At 37.8% G+C, this 21,176-nt stretch carries 18 protein-coding genes and 1 other annotated feature; of the genes, 6 read left to right on the forward strand and 12 right to left on the reverse strand.

All coding sequences use genetic code 11. The features are described from left to right. Positions 1–106 precede the first annotated feature (106 nt). Positions 107–976 carry a D-amino-acid transaminase gene (dat, locus tag TR08_RS27535; protein WP_045523733.1) on the reverse strand — a complete coding sequence of 290 codons (870 nt, stop codon included), beginning with the start codon at positions 974–976 and terminating at the stop codon, positions 107–109. Between the two features lie 78 nt (positions 977–1,054). Beyond that, positions 1,055–2,470 (reverse strand): dipeptidase PepV, encoded by a 1,416-nt coding sequence (gene pepV, locus TR08_RS27540; RefSeq protein ID WP_152597542.1) that lies wholly within the window; start codon positions 2,468–2,470, stop codon positions 1,055–1,057. A gap of 431 nt (positions 2,471–2,901) precedes the next feature. On the opposite strand from pepV, the gene TR08_RS31580 reads away from it, so the two are divergent. Both TR08_RS31580 and TR08_RS27545 read left to right on the forward strand, forming a co-directional pair. Beyond that, positions 2,902–3,123 carry a DeoR family transcriptional regulator gene (locus tag TR08_RS31580; RefSeq protein ID WP_081954676.1) on the forward strand — a complete coding sequence of 74 codons (222 nt, stop codon included), beginning with the start codon at positions 2,902–2,904 and terminating at the stop codon, positions 3,121–3,123. Positions 3,124–3,299: 176 nt separating this feature from the next. After that, positions 3,300–4,634, forward strand: a complete 1,335-nt coding sequence (locus TR08_RS27545; RefSeq protein ID WP_045523737.1) for an amino acid permease — start codon at positions 3,300–3,302, stop codon at positions 4,632–4,634. A gap of 44 nt (positions 4,635–4,678) precedes the next feature. Here the strand turns inward: TR08_RS27545 and TR08_RS27550 are convergent, their stop codons facing one another. Together TR08_RS27550 and speD are read right to left on the reverse strand one after the other, a co-directional pair. Beyond that, on the reverse strand, positions 4,679–5,404 hold the full coding sequence (locus TR08_RS27550) for an AAA family ATPase (RefSeq protein ID WP_045523739.1): 726 nt from the start codon (positions 5,402–5,404) through the stop codon (positions 4,679–4,681). A gap of 147 nt (positions 5,405–5,551) precedes the next feature. Beyond that, positions 5,552–6,361: an adenosylmethionine decarboxylase gene (gene speD, locus TR08_RS27555; protein ID WP_045523741.1), complete on the reverse strand. Its 810-nt coding sequence runs from the start codon at positions 6,359–6,361 to the stop codon at positions 5,552–5,554. Positions 6,362–6,506: 145 nt separating this feature from the next. Between speD and TR08_RS27560 the strand changes: the two genes are divergently transcribed. From TR08_RS27560 to TR08_RS27570, 3 genes are all read left to right on the forward strand, one after another. Then, entirely contained in the window at positions 6,507–7,757 is a 1,251-nt protein-coding gene (locus tag TR08_RS27560) for a TolB family protein (protein WP_045523743.1), read from the forward strand. 109 nt (positions 7,758–7,866) lie between these two features. Then, on the forward strand, positions 7,867–8,313 hold the full coding sequence (locus TR08_RS27565) for a Dps family protein (protein ID WP_238579263.1): 447 nt from the start codon (positions 7,867–7,869) through the stop codon (positions 8,311–8,313). Between the two features lie 151 nt (positions 8,314–8,464). After that, positions 8,465–10,252, forward strand: coding sequence for a S9 family peptidase (locus tag TR08_RS27570; protein ID WP_045523745.1), 1,788 nt, complete (start codon positions 8,465–8,467; stop codon positions 10,250–10,252). Between the two features lie 46 nt (positions 10,253–10,298). On the opposite strand, the gene TR08_RS27575 is transcribed toward TR08_RS27570, so the two are convergent. Both TR08_RS27575 and TR08_RS27580 read right to left on the reverse strand, forming a co-directional pair. Continuing rightward, positions 10,299–11,018, reverse strand: coding sequence for a pseudouridine synthase (locus TR08_RS27575; RefSeq protein WP_045523747.1), 720 nt, complete (start codon positions 11,016–11,018; stop codon positions 10,299–10,301). A 26-nt stretch (positions 11,019–11,044) separates the two neighbouring features. Continuing rightward, positions 11,045–12,667: a putative polysaccharide biosynthesis protein gene (locus TR08_RS27580; RefSeq protein WP_045523749.1), complete on the reverse strand. Its 1,623-nt coding sequence runs from the start codon at positions 12,665–12,667 to the stop codon at positions 11,045–11,047. 249 nt (positions 12,668–12,916) lie between these two features. Here TR08_RS27580 and TR08_RS27585 point away from each other — a divergent pair, with 249 nt between their 5' ends. After that, the gene (locus tag TR08_RS27585) at positions 12,917–14,194 is read left to right on the forward strand and encodes an NAD(P)/FAD-dependent oxidoreductase (protein WP_045523751.1); all 1,278 of its coding nucleotides are present in this window, start codon (positions 12,917–12,919) and stop codon (positions 14,192–14,194) included. Between the two features lie 131 nt (positions 14,195–14,325). Here TR08_RS27585 and TR08_RS27590 read toward each other — a convergent pair whose 3' ends face one another. The 6 genes from TR08_RS27590 to TR08_RS27615 form a co-directional block, all read right to left on the reverse strand. Beyond that, a complete protein-coding gene (locus TR08_RS27590; protein ID WP_045523752.1) occupies positions 14,326–14,511 on the reverse strand; it encodes a sporulation protein Cse60 in 186 nt (61 codons plus the stop codon). Between the two features lie 97 nt (positions 14,512–14,608). Next, positions 14,609–14,914, reverse strand: coding sequence for a rhodanese-like domain-containing protein (locus TR08_RS27595; protein WP_045523753.1), 306 nt, complete (start codon positions 14,912–14,914; stop codon positions 14,609–14,611). A gap of 54 nt (positions 14,915–14,968) precedes the next feature. Then, a complete protein-coding gene (gene leuS / locus TR08_RS27600) occupies positions 14,969–17,386 on the reverse strand; it encodes a leucine--tRNA ligase (protein ID WP_045523756.1) in 2,418 nt (805 codons plus the stop codon). A gap of 43 nt (positions 17,387–17,429) precedes the next feature. Continuing rightward, positions 17,430–17,655, reverse strand: a binding site (T-box leader). A gap of 132 nt (positions 17,656–17,787) precedes the next feature. Beyond that, positions 17,788–18,981 carry an MDR family MFS transporter gene (locus tag TR08_RS27605; protein ID WP_045523758.1) on the reverse strand — a complete coding sequence of 398 codons (1,194 nt, stop codon included), beginning with the start codon at positions 18,979–18,981 and terminating at the stop codon, positions 17,788–17,790. Between the two features lie 279 nt (positions 18,982–19,260). Continuing rightward, entirely contained in the window at positions 19,261–19,482 is a 222-nt protein-coding gene (locus tag TR08_RS27610; RefSeq protein WP_045523760.1) for a hypothetical protein, read from the reverse strand. A 231-nt stretch (positions 19,483–19,713) separates the two neighbouring features. Further along, positions 19,714–21,174 (reverse strand): ammonia-forming cytochrome c nitrite reductase subunit c552, encoded by a 1,461-nt coding sequence (locus TR08_RS27615; protein ID WP_045523768.1) that lies wholly within the window; start codon positions 21,172–21,174, stop codon positions 19,714–19,716. Positions 21,175–21,176 lie beyond the last annotated feature (2 nt).

Here is a 21,176-nt window from a genome sequence, read left to right on the forward strand (position 1 = left end):
TTCCTTTTTTCATTTTAGACTATTTTTTACCACTTGTATGTATTTTAAAGCTTAATACAAAAGAAAACGTGCACCAGATATTATTATCTGCTGCACGCTCCCTTTACTAAATGACTTTATCTACAAGTAAACCACATTGTTTTTCAACTTCTTTTTCAAATAAATTTTGCAGTTTTTGAGTGATCGGTCCAGAGACTCCTGCACTGATCTTCTTTCCGTTAATTTCAATTACTGGCATAACTTCAGCTGTGGTACTAGATAAGAATACTTCTTCTGCTTCATCAAGTTCTGCCAAAGAAAAAGTCCGTTCCTGCACTGGGATATCATTATTGTTACAAAGATCCAAAATAACATCTTTGGTAATCCCTTTTAATATTAAGTGGTTTGATTCATGGGTTATTACCGTCCCATTTTTCACAATAAAGATATTAGAAGAACTTCCTTCTGTGACATCCTGTCCGCGATGCTGAATGGCTTCGAAGCAGCCCTGCTCACTGGCTTTTTGTTTAGCTAATAGATTACCAAGTAAATTTAAGCTTTTAATATCACAACGAAGCCAGCGAATATCCTCCGTCAGGATTGCCTTTACTCCTGATTTCAGGTTTTCAAGCGGCCTTACTACCTTTATCGTATAGGCTACAAGTGTTGGTGCGACATCACCAGTTGGAAATACATGATTTCGAGGTGCAGTACCTCTAGTAACCTGCATATAAATATTGCCGGTTTGCAAATTGTTTTTTATTCGTAGTTCTTCTAACATTTCTGTAAGTTGTAGTGTCGTAAATGGTAATGTAATTCCTATACCTTCAGCACTTTTAACGAATCTTTTTAAATGTTCAGCTACCGTAAACATTTTTCCATTATATATACGAATAACTTCATAAACACCATCACCAAACTGATAACCACGGTCTTCCACATCCACCTTGGCTTCCGAACGCTTAATAATGGATCCATTAAGTAAAGCAAATTCCATGCTCTCATTCCCCTTTTTCATTTGGCTATTATGTTAAAGCGTCTGTTGATTTGCGCTCCAATCATCATAGTTTATTTTTTACTGAGCCAATTCATAAATTGCCTGTGCATAAATAGCGGTTGCTTTCAATAAGTCATCGATTTCAATATATTCATCTTTTTGGTGGGCAATGTCTGGTCTTCCTGGAAATAAAGGACCAAACGCCACTCCTGATTTTAATGAACGTGCGTACGTTCCTCCACCAATCGCTATTAAATATGCCTTGTCTCCTGTTTGTTCTTCATATACTTTTTTTAAGGTTTGAATTAAAAATTCATTTTCATCCACATGATGTGGCTTAGTATCTTTGAACTTTTCAATTGCGAAGCCTTTTTCCTCTAATAGTTCATCTAGCTTTTCTTTTGTCGCATCCATTTTATTTGTAACTGGGTATCTGCAGGTCAGTCCAATACTGCCACCTGTTTGACCGGAGTATGAAAGTTTCCCCGGATTGATTGTTAATTCACCTGAAATATCATCTGAATAAGCTACTCCAAGATTCACGCCTCTGGAATCATTAAAGAAATAGCGGGAAACGAATTTGAAATAATCTGAAGCCGTACGATTTAAAGCTAGCTTTGAAAGAAATTCTGCTAGAAATAACCCTGCATTAATTCCCTTTTTAGGCTCCATTCCATGTGCCGATACGCCTTTAACTTCAAGAATTAACTCTCCGTTTTCAACATGTGAATAATGTTCCATTTGATGTTGTTTCATGAAATCTGTGAACCTTTGCACCACATCCATTTGATTCTCGATGATGTTTAATGTCACCGTTGCATGATCAGGAACCATGTTGTACCGTTTTCCAGAAGTAAAGCTCTGAACCTCAATTTTTACACTTCCAGATTCTTCGACAGATAGTTTCTGAACCATATCAATATCGGCAATCCCTTTTTCAGCATTTATGATAGGAAAGTCTGCATCAGGTGCAAAGCCTAAGGAAGGCATTTCTTCATGTTCAAAGTAATGTTCTACACAGCGCCAGTCGCTTTCTTCATCGGTCCCGATAATCATCCTGACACGCTTCTTTAGAGGCAGCCCTAGTTCCTTTACGATTTTCATTGCGTAGTAGGCAGCCATTGTTGGTCCCTTATCATCAATAGCACCACGAGCAAATATTTTACCTTGGCGAATTTCAGCAGCAAAGGGATCGCTTGTCCAGCCATCACCTTCTGGGACTACATCAACATGACAGAGGATACCAAGCAGCTCCTCCCCTTCTCCAAATTCTAGGTGTCCCGCTAAATTTCCCACATTCTTTGGTACAAACCCATCCTTTTCACCGAGATTGAGCATGAAATCTAATGCTTCTTTCACACCTTTCCCAAGCGGTGCGTCTGGTAAAGGATTTTCTTCGTCTAACAGACTCTTAATATGTAATAAATTTTGTGTGTCTTTTAACAGAACATCTTTTCTCTTTTCTACTTCATCCATCCAATTAATCTTCGTCAATTGTCTATGCCTCCTATTTTCTAGCATTTGATATTTACTTCTCTGCAATTATCTTATCAATATTCCGTTTAAAACGAAATATTTTCCATTAGGTGATATACTCTTTGTACAATATAAATTTACAAAAAATTCAATTATTTTGTCATAAACTTAACATTTACACCCATAGACTATAGTAAGAATCAAGAAAGCGAGGAGAAAAAACCGAACAATTAATGTTAAGAAGAGATGATTTTTATGTAAAAATTTCGCTAATGGTGGAAATTTTCAGAAATTGTGGGTACAATATATGTAAGTCATCAGAGGTATCCACTGCAACTATCTATTTATAAAAGGAGTTGTCTGCGGAAAAGAAAATTACATACTAATCAAAGAGGCTGTCGGTAGCAGGATATTGCCATAGGTTTGAAAAAAGGATAGGGAGTGGTTCTTTGAAACCTTCGACTAACCGGATGTTAAACCGCATCAAATGCATCTACATGTTTATTCGTAATAAAGGCACAGTCACGACGCAAGAACTTGTAGAGGAATTTGGTATCACTCCTCGCACCATACAACGAGATTTAAATGTCTTAGCCTATAATGACTTGGTAATAAGCCCAAGCCGCGGAAAATGGACAATAACACAAAAGAAAGTAAAAATGTCTTCTTAAAATATGAATAAACAGCTTTAGCAAACAAGCACGCGATTATCTCGCGTGCTTGTTTGCTTTTATTTTTAAAATAAGGTTGAATATCTATTATATTATGATATATCAACATAACACTTTAGCACTCAAAAGCGTTTAAGCAAGAGAGTGATAACTTCATAAAAAAAGGTAGGAGCAACATGGAAAATAATCATCATGATTTAAAAAAAGGATTACTGCCAAGACATGTCCAGTTTATTGCATTAGCTGGCATGATTGGTACTGGAATTTTTAAAGGAAGTTCCGATGTGTTAAATATAGCTGGACCAAGTGTTATCTTTACCTATTTAATTGGCGGGCTATTATTATTCATCGTGATGGCAGCTTTAGGTGAGATGGCGATTGCTTTTCCTAATCACAATGTACAGTTGCTATTATATAAAGCATTTGGCTTTAAGCTGTCGTTTATTACTGGCTGGCTATATTGGATTAACTGGACCATTGTTATCACCGTTGAATTATTAGCTGCGGGAAGTTTTCTTCAATTTTGGTTTCCTTCGATTCCTTTATGGCTTCTTAGCCTGTTATGTGCAGCACTGATTATTGCGATTAATTTATTCCCAGTAAAATATTATGGAGAACTTGAGTTTTGGTTTGCAGGGATAAAAATTGTCGCACTAGTTGCTTTTATCGTATTGGGTGCCCTCATAATATTTGGTGTATTTCCAAGTAATATTGAGGAACCACTTGCAAATTATACCGCACATGGAGGTTTTTTCCCCCAAGGAGTGAGCGGTATGCTTAGTGCATTTTTAGTTGTTATGTTTTCATACGGTGGAGCTGAGTTAATTGGGGTTGCTGTCACAGAGACTAAAGATGCAGAGCGTGTTATGCCAAGTATCATTAAAGGTGCAGTATGGCGGGTTATTATTTTTTATATCTTCCCTATCTTAATTATTTGCGGTATTATGCCTTGGAATCAAGTAACTGGAAAAGACAGTCCATTCGTTCAAGTTTTTAACATCACAGGACTGCCAGGCGCAGCACATGTAATGAATTTCATCCTATTAACTGCTGTACTTTCAGCTGCAAATTCGGGAATATATGCAACATCTAGAACTCTATTTTCAATGGCAAAAAGCGGAGTGGCTCCTAAAGGATTAATGAAAACCTCAAAAAACGGAATTCCAATTATTGGGCTTATGATTACAACTCTCTTTCTATTAGTTGGTGTATTCCTAGCTTATATTAGTCCTAGTAATATTATTAGTTACCTAATGACCATCCCTGGTTTCACCATTATGTTAGTTTGGATAGGGATTTGTGCCGCCCAATTAAAGCTAAGATCACACTATAAGGTTAAACCTTCTTTTCAGGTTAAATGGTTTCCATTCACGACAATCATTGCGATTGTAGCGTTAAGTCTAATCTTTATTGGGTTTATTTTAAGTCCAAACAATTTAATTGGTTCAACCGTTTCTATTGTCATCGTGGGAATGCTCGTCATCCTATCATTTATAGCAAAAAAGAAGTGATATCCTTAGGGATATCGCTTCTTTTTTGCTATAAATGATACTATCTATTCATCTTCTTTAAAAAGTTCATAAAGAAATCTTTTTCTATTCTCCAAAAAATATTTTGTAATCGTGTAATGATCTGTATCTTCATAGTGAATCTTTGATATTTGTCCCTGATCGAAGCTATAGATGTCTGCTTCTGGGTAGCCCAATAGAATAGGGGAATGAGTGGCAATGATGAACTGCGCATCACCTGTTGTTTCAAGGTCATGGATGATTTTCAATAGGGTTAACTGTCTAGCAGGAGATAATGCAGCCTCGGGTTCATCTAGCAGATAAATAGCATGCCCATTAAATCGATTTAAAAATAAAGACAAAAAGGATTCTCCATGAGATTGTTTTAACAATGATTTCCCACCATAATCTCTATATCCATTCTCATCCACTTCATCAATATGAGTGGCAAAATGATAAAAAGATTCTGCACGTAAAAAGAAACCGTTCGTTATTTTTGGCATCCAGCTGAGTCTAATGTACTCACTGAGTTCTGATTCTGTTTCATAAACATTATAAGAATTATTTCTTCCGCCGCCTGCTGTATTAAAATCACATTTGTCCGCTATCGCTTCTAATAAAGTAGATTTTCCGGATCCATTTTCTCCTACAAAAAAGGTCACATTCCTTTCTAATTTAATCTCATCGAGACTCGCAATTGATGGGATGAAGAAGGGATAATGGATGAAGGTTGGAATCTTTTCTTTTAATAATGTAACTTTTTTTAAAAACATAATTTTCTCCTATTAAAATAGTATCATTTTCCTTTGAATTCCATTTTACACTATCGACGCAAAAAAGCAGCCTTACTTTTTAGTAAAGCTGCGATCTTTCTTTTTGGCTAACATTCGACATATGAAAGCGATAAGTAAAATAGTCATTTATTGCACAATGTTTTTGCCATAAAAAATTTCATCCATTTCAAGCTTTATTCTCTCGGTAATTTCAATTAACTCTTCTGGATGTAATGTCTCTTTTTTATAGCCAAATAAATAGTTGTTTAAATCAAACTCCCGAAGTTTACATTTTGTGTGGAAAATATTTTCTTGATACACATTAACATCAATCATGTCGAATAAGTCGCCAACATCTTCGGGAATATAATTTTGGATTGAGCTGATCTCATGATCAATAAATAATTTATATCCATCCTTGTCTCTTGTAAAACCACGGACACGATAATCAATTGTCATAACGTCTGTTTCAAACGAACGAATGAGGTAATGCAGTGCTTTAAGCGGTGATATTTCTCCGCAGGTCGATACATCGATGTCAGCCCTGAAGGTACTGATTCCTTCATCAGGATGATATTCAGGGTATGTATGAACAGTAATATGGCTCTTATCTAACTGTATGACTACTGATTCAGGAAGCGGTCCTGGTGACTCCTCAAAATGTTCTGACGGAGCATTTTCGACTGGTCCCTCTGAAACAAGCAGAGTTACACTTGCACCCGCTGGTTCAAAATCCTGACTCGCTACGTTTAAAACATGGGCACCAATAATTTCAGATACATGCGTTAATATCTTTTGTAATCTTTCGGCACTATATTGTTCATCAATATACTTTAAGTACGCCTCACGCTCTTCTCTTGATCGTGTATAGCAAATATCATACATATTAAAGCTTAATGATTTGGTCAAGTTATTAAAGCCATGTAATTCAATCGTCTCTTTGTGTGAAAGTTTCATGCTGCTTCCCCCTTTGGATTTTCACGGAACGCGGGACAGTGTAGTAAATATTTTTAGATTACCCATTTTTATAAATTGTTACTTACATATATAAATCTTCCCTATTAGGTGTAAATTAATTGAAGGATTTTAACGAGGTGAAGAGATGAAAAAACATGTAATACTGTTAATTATTTTTGTCATCATGTTACCAAATATTATGAAGGCTGAAACAACTAGTAGAAAGGTGAATATTGCCTTTATTAGAGATGGGTTTTTGTGGACGAAAATCAATGAAAAGGAAGAAAAGATTACAAAAGAAGCTCTAAAATTCAATTATGCACCACAATGGTCTTATGATGGGGAATGGATCCTCTATCAATTTGAGCCAAAGAAGAAAATAAATCCCAATTTAGATTTTCAGAATGAAATCTGGGTTTATCACTTGAAAACAAAGCAGCATAAGCGAATTACATACGAAGGAAGAAATCCAAAATGGTCCCCTGTTGAGAATATTATCGCCTTTCAAAGTGGTGGTGTACTGAATGTTTCGAACCTTGAAAAATTCTATAACATTGCACTCAGTGTTGACGATTATCAATGGTTCCCTGATGGGCAAGCATTTATTGCTTCTTCAAGTGCAACGCTTCAACCTACTGGTTGGACAAATCCGAAGCTTTATAAGATTACATTAGAAAAGGATTTAGAAAAAATAAGCAGCTTAACGGAAAATGTTAAGGAATTTTATGTTATTCCTAATGAATTAAAAAAGGGGGATGTTAGTGTAACCGCCATTACAGCAACAGATTTTCGTTTTTCTCCGGATGGGAAGTGGATTTCCTTTATCGTAAGTCCAACCGCTTCCTGGTCGATGGACAGTAATTTGGTAAGTGTTATTTCATCCGATGGACAAAGGTTTGAGGTAATTGACGAAATTATTCTCCATTTAGACAAACCTAAGTGGGCACCACAAAAGAACTTGTTAGGATATATCGCTGGAGGTGGCAGGATTGTATTAGGCTTTAAGAATAAGGATATGAAAATAACGGAGATTCCCGCTTTCAAATCAATGAACCTAACACCTGCCAATTTTGCAGAATTAGGGTTTACTTGGATTGATGACCAAACACTTATGGTTTCAAGAGTAAAAGAAAGTGATTGGTCCAATGATCCAAAAGATCGGCCAAATCCTTCACTTTTTATGATTAAGGTACAAGGACAAGAACAAATACAGATTACTCATCCACCAAAGGGCTATGGAGATTATCACCCTAATGCCTCTGCTAACAAACTGACTTGGATTAGAAAAAAAGATATTGCTGATTCAAAGGACGATTTATGGATAGCTGACAAAAATGGAAAAAATGCAAAAGTATGGATTAAAAATATCGACGGTTATGATTTATTTGAAAAATAGTCTTTCATATATTCTATTATTCCTTTTTTATAATAATTATAATTTAATATTTACTTTTAAATAGTATATGTTATAATAATAATAGTTAAGAAATTAGGAGGAATGGAAAATGACACAAACAATGACACTCGAACAAGTAATGAACCAACAAATCGCAAACTGGAATGTACTATACACAAAACTGCATCGTTTCCACTGGTATGTAAAAGGACCACATTTTTTTACCTTACATGCAAAATTTGAAGAGTTATATGAAGAGGCTGCGGGAACAATCGATGAATTGGCTGAACGATTACTAATTGCGGGTGGGAAGCCAATTTCAACATTAAAGGAATACATCCAATATGCGTCTATTGTAGAAACATCTGAAAATTTAACAGCTGAAGAAATGGTGCAAAACGTTGTTTGTGATTTCTCCCAGCTAATCTCGGAATTAATAGAAGGAAAGATTGCTGCAGAGCAAGTAAATGATGAGGTAACAAGTGATATCTTTACTGAATTAATTGAAAAACTAAGCAAGCATAATTGGATGTTAACCTCCTTCCTTCAAGCGTAGAACAAAACAGGACAAGGCCCTCTGCCTTGTCCTTTCCTTTTTATAAGGCACATACGAACTATAAAAAGTATTATTCAAGATTATTTAGCAGGAATTCAACTCTTTTTTCAGAATATACATTAGAGATACATAAAGAAATGGAGTTGGAATCATGCTTTCATTTAAAAAACCAGATGTCGAGCAATTTTTTCGTTCATATAATATTCACGATTTTGCCGTCAGTGACGATGAATCACAGCTTATTTTTAGTACAAATTTAAGTGGGAAATTTAACTTATGGGCAATGGATTTACCAAATGTTTTTCCTTATCCGCTTACCTTTATTGATCAAAGCAGCTATGGAATTGTAATTGATAAGCAAGGGCGTTTTGTTATTGCTGGCTTCGATAAAGACGGGGATGAGAATTCCCAGCTTTATGCCATCCCTCCCAAAGGAGGTGAATTAAAGCCCATTAGAGTGACAGAAGGACATCGTCATATGAATCCGTTTCTTTCCGAAGATGGGGCACGACTCTATTACACTTCTACAAAAGATGATCAGACCTTTTTAAAAAGCTATTGTTACAACCTGCAAACGGAAGAAGAAACCGTAGTAATCGAAGGGGAAGCTGCCGCTACGTACCTCTATGATACCAGCCCAGAAGAAAAGAGCTATCTTTACCTAAAACATTTTTCTAATACCTATACTCTTGCTTACGTAAAAAGGAATGGTGAGGAGATCTTATTAACTCCTGAATCTGATGAGCAGTATACAGTTTCTACAGCTGTTTTTGTTTCCGAAGATGAGCTTTATTTAATCACGAACTATAACGAAGATCTATCTTACTTAGCTAAATTTAATGTTATTACCAAGGAATTTACAAAGGTGCTTGCGAAAAAGGATGAAGATTTTAGTGAACTTAAATATGATAAGGATCGAAATGCCCTCTACATTGTCACTTCAAAGGGTGTTGAAGACCTTGTTTATCGTTACGACCTGAATCAAAACTGTTTAACTAAGATGGAAATACCCGCAAGCATTGTTGAAAAACTACACATTTCCAAAACAGGTAACCTATATCTTTTAACACGTTCCGCTACACGTCCAGCTAATATTTTTAAAAAGTCACACTCCGAATCTGATTGGATAGCTTTAACCAACTATGGTGTCCCTGGAGTTGCCCAGGAAGAACTAGTAGAACCTGAAGTATTAAAATATCCTTCCTTTGATGGACTTGAAATTGAGGCGTTATTTTTCAGAGCTAAAGAAAACGCCAATAACGGTCATGTCATCCTTTGGCCTCACGGGGGACCCCAAGCGGCTGAACGGAAACAATTCCGCTCTTTATTCCAATTTTTAGTAAATAGAGGCTATAGTATTTTCGCTCCAAACTTCCGTGGATCTTCAGGCTATGGTTTGAAGTTCATGAAGTTGGTAGAAGGTGATTGGGGACATGGTCCACGTTTAGATAATGTAGAAGGATTAGAATTTTTGATTAACAATGGTTATGCTGAGCGTGACAAACTTCTTCTAATGGGAGGCAGTTACGGCGGATACATGGCATTACTCCTTCATGGCCGCCATGCCGATTATTTCAAAGCTGTTGTTGATATTTTTGGACCATGTAATCTTTTCTCATTTATTGAATCTGTTCCAGAGCATTGGAAGCCGGTTATGAATCAGTGGGTAGGAGATCCGATAAAGGACCGTGAGAAACTAATTGAATACTCACCTATTACCTACCTTAAAGATATGGTTAAACCGATGCTTGTGATTCAAGGAGCAATGGACCCTCGTGTCATTAAGGCTGAATCAGATCAAATCGTTGAAGCTTTACAAAAAAATGGTGTCAAGGTTGAATACATGGTTTTCGAGGATGAAGGCCACGGATTCTCGAAAAAAGAAAACGAAATGAAAGTCTATCGAGCTGTCCTCGAATTCTTCGATCGATTTATTTAATAAAAAAATCGCCTGCGGTCATTAATCCGCAAGCGATTTTTCATTTTTATCCTACTTGGTACTCCTTGAGTAACTCTACTTCTTCATCCGTTAGTTCTCGATATTCTCCAAGCTCAAGGGTTTCATCTAATGGTAAGGGCCCCATGGAAATTCTCTTTAGGTAAACTACTCGTTTTCCAACGGCCTCGAACATTCTTTTCACTTGATGGAATTTTCCTTCCGTAATGGTCAGCTCAATGTCAGATCGAATGCCAGACTTTAAAATTTTCAACGCACCTGGTTTTGTTTCGTACCCGTCATCGAGGGTAACTCCCTCATCAAAAGCCTTTATGTCTTCATCGGTTACTTCCCCGTCTATTACGGCAAAATACGTCTTAGGCACATGCTTTTTTGGTGATAGCAGACGATGAGCTAATTGACCATCATTGGTAATCAGTAATAAACCTTCTGTATCCTTGTCCAATCTTCCCACCGGAAACGGTTCATAGACCTGGTCTCCGAGTTCCAATAAGTCGATTACCGTTTCACCCACGCTGTCCTCTGTTGCAGACAAGACTCCTTGTGGTTTGTTCATCATTAAATAGATAAATTCTCTGTATTCAATGACTTCCCCATTTAGCGTTACAATTTGTTTATTTGTGTCAACGTGCTGTTTCGCATCCTTCACGACAACATCATCAATTTTGACAGCACCATTTTTTAGAAGCTGTTTAACTTCTTTCCGGCTGCCGTAGCCAAGATTGGCTAGCATTTTATCAATTCTCAAGGTAATCCTCCTTCTTTTTTAGGAGTTTAATTCGTTAATCTTAATTTCCGCTTTATGCGGTCTACCCTATCACCAAATAGTCTGTTTACAAGTCCGGATTTTAATCCTAAGTAAAAATAGATAACAGCTCCTATGACTGCACAAATGAAAATAATTAAAAGCGACTGAAACTTAGACGCTGGAGTCAGAAATAACAGGAGCAGCTGATAAACGATTTCCGTTCCTGCCCACATAATTCCAGCAAAGATGACGATTAACAAGCTCCTTCTCCAAACAAATAAGAAAGGGTATTTTGCATAACTTTTAATAACAAGTAATTGAATCAATATAGCTCCGATATATCCAAGTGCCGTTGCGTAAACCGCACCTTTTGTTTCAAACATATTAATTAGAGAAATATTCAGCGTCAATTTAATCAGTAATCCAACTAACAAGCTTAACACTGTCCATCGTTGTTCATTGATTCCCTGTAGAATTGAACTAGTTACTAAAAATAAAGAAAAAAGTATTCCAACTGGTGCATAGACTCTCAGTACTTCGAATCCAAGCTCCTTATGCTCATAAAAAACAGTATAGATAGGCTCTGCTAGTAGTGAAAGCCCGATTGCAGCCGGCAGTGTTAAGAACAATAAGACTTGAAAGGTTTGGTTTAATTGCTGTTTTAAACCTTTTCGGTCATTTTCCACAAAAGCTTTCGTGACACTTGGAACAAGAGCCAACGAAAAACCTGTCGCAAGAGAAACAGGGATGATAACGATTTTATGTGACTCAAAATTAAGGACAGAGAATGCAGCTTCGGCCGCCTTATAACTGTGACCAATTTCCTCCATTGTCCGTGTAAAGGTAACTTGATCGATTGCTTGGAATAATGGGTTAGCAATCCCAACAAATACAAAGGGAGCAGCATATATGATGATTTCTTTATAAATTTCCGTTAACGATACCTGTGCTGTTCCTTTATCTTGCTCGAGAAGCTGGTCTAGATGTGGTTTCCGTTTATACCAGTACCAAAATAAAACCACCAGACTCCCAATTGCCCCAACAAACGCGGCAAAGGTAGCCACACTTACAGCTGTTACAATACTTCCATTTAAAAAGTTTATGACAATAAATGCCCCTCCAAGTGTGAAGGCAATCCGAACAATCTGTTCTACCACTTGGGAAACAGCGGAAGGTCCCATCGATTGATGTCCTTGAAAGAACCCTCTAATTAAACTCATAAACGGTATAACAATCAGTGCAAAACTTACTGCGCGGATAACGGTTGTGATATCCTTTACCCTTGATCCGACATCCTCTTTTTCTGTTATAATCATTTCAGCTATAAGCGGTGCTGACAAATATAGTATTAAAAATGCAGCAATACCGGTCAATAGCATCATGACTAGTCCAGTTTTAAACAATTTACGGCCAACAGCATATTCTTCGAGTGCATTATATTTTGAAATGAATTTTGAAACTGCAAGCGGCACCCCTGCTGTGGCAATACTAATAAAGATGGTGTAGGGTATGTAAGAATATTGATACAACGCTGTCCCTTCTGAACCTACGATTTGATAAAAGGGTATAACATAAAGTAAGCCAAGAACCTTGGATATAATGGTACCCAATGTTAAAATAAATGTTCCTCTTATGAGCTTAGACGACATAAAATTAAGATCCCTTCCCAGTGAAGAAAAGTTTGTGTGCATGTGAGCAAAGTTATTTTAAGCATTTTTTGCACACTATTAGTAGTTTACCTCTCTTTTAGCTGCGATGCTACTAACAGCTCAGCTAAATTTCGTAAAAATAGGTGGCTTTCCGTTTTCATTTTTATCAGAGTGTTTATAATGGAATAATGCGCAGGATTATAATATAGGTTATCCATTTAGACGAATATACATAAAGTTGGTGGAAGTATGAATTACGATGTTATTGTTATTGGAGGCGGTCCTTCGGGCTTAATGGCTGCGATTGCCGCGGGAGAAAAGGGAGCAAAAGTTTTGTTAATTGATAAAGGTGATAAACTGGGCAGGAAGCTGGCTATTTCAGGAGGGGGGCGCTGTAATGTCACCAATCGCCTCCCCGTCGAGGAAATCATAAAGCACTTACCTGGTAACGGGAAATTTTTATACAGTGCCTTTTCTATCTTTAGTAATGAGGATATTATTAAATTCTTTGAAAAGTTAGGTATTGCCTTAAAGGAGGAGGACCACGGTCGGATGTTCCCTGTATCCAATAAAGCACAATCTGTTGTGGAGGCTCTTTTAGACCAATTAGAGAAACTAAAAGTAAAAGTCTACACCAATAGTCCTGTTGCGGATATTGTTTATACGGACGATCATGTTTCTTCCGTGTTATTAAAAAATGGTACTGAAATTGAGGCAAAATCTGTTGTTATAGCGGTCGGAGGGAAATCTGTTCCCCATACTGGCTCTACGGGTGACGGCTACGCTTGGGCAGAAAAAGCTGGGCACACGATTACAGAACTGTTTCCAACTGAGGTGCCTGTCACCTCCAACGAACCCTTTATCAAAAATAAAGCGCTGCAAGGTTTGTCATTAAGGGATATTGAGCTAAGTGTATTGAATCCGAAAGGAAAACCGATTATTTCTCATCGAATGGATATGATATTTACTCATTTTGGTCTTAGTGGTCCAGCAGTCCTTCGCTGTAGTCAATTTGTGGTTAAAGCGATGAAAAAATGGAAGTTAAATGAGGTTACCATGAGTTTAGATGTGATTCCAGATAAAAAGGAAGAAGAGTTTTTCCAAGAAATTGTGAAGCTCGTAAAAAGCGAGCCGAAAAAAAGCATAAAAAACACATTAAAAGGACTAGTACCTGAACGATATCTTTTGTTTTTACTAGAACAGAATGAAATAGACCCCTTAGAACAGGGGGCGACGATTTCAAATGAAAAAATTCGTACCTTTGTGAAAAGCTGCAAACAATTCTTGATTAAAGTAAATGGTACTTTACCGCTGGAAAAAGCTTTCGTAACGGGCGGCGGCGTTTCTGTTAAAGAAATTGAACCGCAGACAATGGCATCGAAAATGGTGGGGGGCCTCTACTTTTGTGGTGAGATTCTTGATGTCCATGGCTATACCGGTGGGTATAATATCACTTCAGCTTTAGTAACAGGGCGACTCGCGGGTACCAATGCCGCACTGAGTGCTAAAAAACAATATCAGGCCTGATTATTGTCTAGCTCCAGCGCCTAGTGGCTCGGGGTCATAAGCCAATCCGTCAATAAGGTTAAAGAACAACCTTCTTGCCGGCTCGTCTTATGCCTGTCGCCCCTGGGCAAGGCGCTTCCGCTTTTCCTTTATCAGGCCCTGTAAATAATCATCGCTGAGAAACAATAGATTTGTTCTTCCTCTTCATCCTCTGTTATTGCAGCTACGTTATACTTTATATCCATTAATTTCTTTTCATCGAGCCCTTTTAGAAACCGGTTCATTTCCTTTTCTAAATCCTTTTCATGCTCACGATCAAACAACTTTACCTGAATCATATGGATCACCCTTCTTATTTTTACTTTCATTATTTCCACTTTTTCTGAAAATTAAAAATAAAGCGCATAAAAAAAACGATTCCACTACTGGAATCGTTTATTCTACATCTCCTGGCCATGCAAGCATTCCGCCAATCATATTACGAACTTTATAGCCTTGTTCTTGCAGGTAGTAGCATACATTCCCACTACGATGGCTCGAGCGGCAAATGAAGATGTATTCTTTTTCTTTATCAAAATAATCAAGGTTAGCAGGAATCTCGCCCATGCGGATATGCTTTGCACCAGGTATCATTCCTTGCTCTACTTCTTCGTATTCCCTAACATCAACCAGCTCAAGTTTTTCCCCCTGCTTAAGCTTTTTCTTTAATTCTTCCGGTGTAATAATCTGAATTTCTTCCATCTTTCCCACCCCTAAGAAAGGATACCCCCTTAGATAAAGGGGGCTCACTCATTATTAATTGGCCACGATGTTAACAAGCTTCCCAGGAACTGTGATGACTTTGCGAATCGTTTTACCTTCGATTTGTTCCTTCACTCGATCATCGTCCATCGCAATTCCTTCTAATGCTTCTTTGCTTGCGTCCGTTGGAACCATTAGCTTCGTCTTAACTTTCCCGTTAACCTGAATAACAATTTCAACTTCATCATCAACCAATTTAGCTTCATCATATGCAGGCCAGGTTTCGTATGAAATAGTACCGCTAAACCCGAGTTTTTCCCAAAGTTCTTCAGCAACATGCGGGGCAACTGGGGCAAGCATCTTTACGAAGCCTTCCATGAAGTGCTTTGGAAGAACAGTTGCTTTGTAGGCTTCATTAATAAACACCATCATTTGCGAAATCGCGGTATTAAATCTCAAGCCCTCATAATCTTCTGTTACTTTTTTCACTGTTTGGTGATAAACCTTTTCTAAGTTAGAAGCTTCTTCATTGTCTTGAATCTTTGGATTTAATTCTCCATTTTCCTCTACCATCAAACGCCAGATACGATCTAGGAAACGACGAGATCCATCAAGACCATTTGTTGACCAGGCAATAGAAGCATCAAGTGGTCCCATGAACATTTCATACAAGCGAAGTGTATCGGCTCCATGGCTGTCAACAATATCATCAGGATTAACAACGTTGCCTTTTGATTTACTCATTTTTTCATTGTTTTCACCTAAAATCATTCCTTGGTTAAAAAGCTTTTGGAATGGTTCTTTAGTTGACACAACCCCGATATCATAAAGGACTTTGTGCCAGAAACGAGCGTACAATAAGTGAAGTACAGCATGCTCTGCGCCACCAATATATACGTCAACTGGAAGCCAATGATCTAATTTTTCTTTTGAAGCAAGTGCTTGACCATTATTCGGATCAATATAACGTAAATAATACCAGCAGCTGCCTGCCCATTGTGGCATTGTATTTGTTTCACGACGACCCTTCTTACCTGTTTCTGGGTCAACTACATTTACCCAATCCTCAATCACAGCAAGTGGTGATTCTCCAGTTCCAGAAGGCTTGATATTGGTTGTTTTCGGTAAGGTTAATGGCAGCTGATCTTCAGGTACAGCAGTCATCGTGCCATCTTCCCAATGGATAATTGGAATCGGTTCACCCCAATAACGCTGACGGCTGAACAACCAATCACGTAAACGGAAGGTTACTTTTTTCGTACCAATTCCTTTCTCTTCCAGCCAAGAAATCATCTTAGTGATCGCTTCTTCTTTATTTAGGCCATTTAAGAAATCAGAATTGATATGTTCACCGTCACCTGTATAAGGCTCGATTTCAATGTCACCGCCTGCAACCACTGCTTTAATTGAAAGATTAAACTGTTTCGCAAACTCATAGTCGCGCTCATCATGTGCAGGTACAGCCATGATTGCACCAGTGCCGTAGCTCACTAATACATAATCGGCAATCCAAATTGGCATTTTCTCACCATTGGTTGGATTGATTGCATATGCTCCAGTAAAGACACCTGTTTTTTCTTTTGCAAGGTCGGTACGTTCAAGATCACTCTTTGTTTTAACTTTATCTAAATAAGCCTCAACAGCTGCTTGTTGGTCTGCCGTTGTAATCTTATTAACAAAAGAATGCTCAGGAGCAAGCACCGCGTACGTAGCACCAAATAATGTATCAGGACGAGTAGTAAATACGGTAAATGTTTCATCATGTCCTTCGATGTTAAAGGTTACTTCAGCACCTTCAGAACGTCCAATCCAGTTACGCTGCATTTCTTTTAAACTTTCAGGCCAATCTAATTCTTCAAGATCTTCTAACAAACGGTCACCGTAAGCCGTAATTTTTAACATCCATTGCTTCATTGGTCGACGTTCAACCGGATGCCCTCCGCGCTCACTCTTACCATCAATAACTTCCTCATTTGCTAACACGGTACCAAGTGCAGGGCACCAGTTTACAGCTACTTCATCAATATAAGCAAGACCCTTTTCCCATAGCTTTAAGAAAATCCATTGCGTCCATTTATAGTACTCTGGATCAGTTGTATTCACTTCGCGATCCCAGTCGTATGAAAAACCTAGTGACTTAATTTGTCTGCGGAAAGTGTTAATATTCTGCTCTGTGAACTCTGCAGGGTCGTTTCCAGTATCCAATGCATATTGCTCAGCAGGTAAACCGAATGCATCCCAGCCGATTGGATGTAAAACATTGTATCCCTGCATTCTCTTTAAGCGTGCAAGAATATCAGTAGCCGTATAACCTTCAGGGTGTCCAACATGCAATCCTGCCCCCGATGGATAAGGGAACATATCTAAAGCGTAGAATTTTCGTTTATCAAATTCTTCACTCGTTTTAAATGTCTTTTCTTCTTCCCATTTCTTTTGCCACTTTTTCTCGATATGCTGATGATTGAAACTCATTGTCAGTTCCTCCTATAAAAAAAATAAAAAACCCCTCATCCCAAAAAGGGACGAGAGGATTGTATATGTATCTTCCCGCGGTACCACCCACATTAGTGTTGTAAACACTCGCTTCATTCATCCTTAACGCGGAATACGGCAAACATTACTGTACGCTTTCATGTTTGCAACTCATAGGCGAGTTCATGATGTACCCGGTCAACTTCCACCAGCCGTCAACTCTCTTATTACGGGTATGAATCACTACTACTCCTAATCACTGTCATTAATTTTAAAAGTATTACGGTTATTGTATTAAATTTCTTAGCAGTATGCAAGTAACATTCTCGTAAAACAGTTTGACCTTAAAAATTATTTATTAAACATAAAAAAAACCGGCCTTATAGTAGTAAGCCGGTAAATTAGTGCTGCGAAATTTTTACTGTTAGTTTCTTTTCTGTTTTCAATATACGTTCATACGCTAAAGTCGTTATGACCGCAATTACGAATAAGGCAATTAAGACATAAAATAACGCGGACATACTATATAGGTCAACGAGGATTCCACCTAGTAATGGACCAATCATTCTTCCTCCGGTAGCGGTACTATTCACAATCCCTTGATAAAACCCTTCGCGCCCTTTTGGTGCTAAGTTAAAGGCTATCGTTGGCACTGCAGGCCAAATAAACATTTCACCTATTGTTAAAATTATCATCGCTACTAGAAATCCTGAAAATGCACTTGCATTTCCTGCTATAAGGAAAGAAACAATAAAAATAGCAATTCCGATGAGGATTTGTACCTTAAGTGTGGCAGCAAGACGCTTAAGCAAGCCATTTAATAATGGCTGACCAAGAACAATTAATGCACCGTTTATCGTCCATAATAGACTGTATTGGGATAATGATATATTAATTTCCTGAGTATAAGAAGCAATCGTTGTCATCCATTGAACGTAGCCAACCCAGCATAGCAAATAACCTGAACATAAAATCAATAAAGCATGGAGATTTTTTCGACCTTTTACAAGTGCTGCATCCTGAAGGCTATTAGCTTGTTTATCCGAACCAGTTGAAATCCCTTTATAGCCAAAAACAGCGATTAGTAAAAAGATAATATACATAACGGTGTTAGCAAGGAAGATTAATTCAAATGAGTAATCGGCTAGAATGCCGCCAAGTGCAGCTCCGACCGCTACCCCAAGATTTTGCGCAATATAAACGGCATTAAAGGCTTTACGTCCGCCTTCCTTCCAAACCATTCCAGCCATCGCATACATGGCTGGGAAAGTGACTCCACTACCAAATCCAATAATGGTAAGGAAAACAATATATTCCGGCCAGCCATGCCAAAACGTTAACCCAACTAGGGCTGAAAGAGATATACATATTCCTAGAAGAATAGATTTGTAGCCGCCGATTTTATCAAAAAGACTGCCGCCATAAAGATTTCCAATGACACTCGCTGCGGAGTTCAACATTAAAACAACCCCGGCCATCGATAAAGACTTACCTAAATGATCGTGAATATAGATTGTATTTAAAGGCCATAAAAAAGAATTGCCTGTTACATTCACTGCCATCCCAATAATTAAAAGCCATAAGGCACGTGGCATGAAAAACGCTCCTTTACAATAACGATAACAAGTTCCAAAAATCCATTTTAGACCTATTCAAGATTCCTGGCAATCTTTTTTCATAATGCGGTTTAAATATTAATCTTGTATTATTGGAAAATATTACATAAAACAAAAATTTAGTTTTTTTAAATAATATTAAGGTTCCTCATTCCCGGGCACCAGCCGCCTTTTCTGATTACCGCTAAACCTTTTTTCCTCCTTCTTGGGAATCAGATACAAATTTAAAAAGCCCTTTTTGAAAAAGGACTTTTGCTCTTATCTTTTTTTCTTTTTCGCTGGATCGGGTATAAGCTTATTTTTAACTACTACTTTTTGTATCGTAATCTGGACATGGACATGTTTATCATCAACATTATTAACACTCGTGACTGTCCCTTTACGACCTTTAATGGTAATCGTTTCACCGACGGCTGGAACACTTCCAAGAAGCTGAATTAATAGTTCTATTTTGTTTTCAAAAAAATGAACCACATACATTAGCTCTCACCTATTTCATATTGGATTTCCTTATAAAATATTTGGTTTCCTCCAATTTTAGACCAATACCAACTAAGTTTTATTGACAGCTAGACAGAAATTGCTCACAATAAAATTGGAAAACACTGTTCCTCAGATAGAAACAGTGTTTTTTCATCAATTATTTATGGACTCTTTCTTGAAATGACTTAATCCTTCTTGGCGGGACGGTTAAGTTTTATTCGAAAGGGTCTATTTTTTTACTGCTGGTACTACTGGCTGTTGCGCAGGGAAATAACTGTTAACGGCATGATCCTTCTTCTTCTCATTGACAGCTTCAGCTTGTACAGCTGTTTTTACTTTTTCAATTTCAGAATTAAGTTCTTCGATGCTGACGCCTTTTTTCACTAACTCTTCTGTTGCAAGAAGAATAGCATTGTTAGATTGTACAACTGACTCTCTTAATGAATCCATTGAACCTTGTGGATTGTGGAAGCCTGAAGAGTTTTCAGCGGCAACAATATCCCAGAACCATTGACCTTTACGTACAAATTCTTGAGCCTGCTTGATCTTGTCTTGGCTGACTCCAGAAGTAATCATCTTATTAATATAATAGTGAGCGGTGGTTGAAATATCCTGTGCTTCATGTAATGCACCTACGTTTGCATCTTGGATTTCAAGAACTCGGTCTTTTAATTTGTCTAAATCTCTATCACCATGGCACTGTCCGCAAGAAGTATCCATCGTTTTGAGCGGTGAAGTCCAATAGTGTGAAGTGATTTTTCTCTTTCCATCTACACGCTCATATGGCATATGACAGTCCGCACAGGATACATTAGCCTTACCATGTGTACCGCTAGCATGTGTTTCATATTCAGGGTGCTGTGATTTTAACATTGGAGCAGCTGAAATGTTATGAACCCAGTCTTTTTCAAAGCCATTTTCTTTTGCGATGGTATTATAGTATTCATACATCTCTTCAGGTTTAAAACCATTATCCCATGGGAAGGTTACTTCGCTGTTATCTGCCGCGAAGTGGTACTCCACATGGCACTGACCGCAAACATAGCTGCGCATATCGTTTTTCGTTGGATTGGAAGTATCAATTCCTTGGGCTTCTAAACCTTTGTAGAAGCTTGGACGTGTAACGCGTAAATCCATTGTTTCAGGATCATGGCAGTCAGAACATCCAATTGGCGAGTGTCCCATTGCTTCCCCTTTTGGCCAAATTTCTTGTCTGAAATTGGCACCCCAATAATCGTCGCCCATTTCTTCAATCATTTGAGGTACTGCTGTTGATTTACAAGTATAACAAGAACCAACTGATTTATCGTTAATCCTCTTTACATCCCGAATATCCTCAAGTGCATAAATGTGCCCACGGTCTTCGTTATATTCAAGAGCAAATCCATAGCCGTTAAAGAGAACTGGAAGTAAAGGTTCCTTATCAGGATCGTATTTACTGCGTTTTACAGAACCATTGTATTTTGTATCTTCCATTTTTTCATTCTTCTGATAGCTATTATATTGTAGTGGAAATAATTCTTTAAAGGCTTCATTGCTTATTTCGTCTTTAGAAAGGCCTGTTGTACCCTTCGCTTCCTTAGCACTTGCCGTTTTTTCACTTGCACCGTCACTGGAATTGCTGCAGCCAGTAATGATGAGAACAAATACTAGTAGAAGGAGGTATGCCCCATAACGGAACCTATTCATTC

This window comes from Neobacillus niacini (genome assembly GCF_000759675.1).
Classification (GTDB): domain Bacteria; phylum Bacillota; class Bacilli; order Bacillales; family Cytobacillaceae; genus Neobacillus; species Neobacillus niacini_A.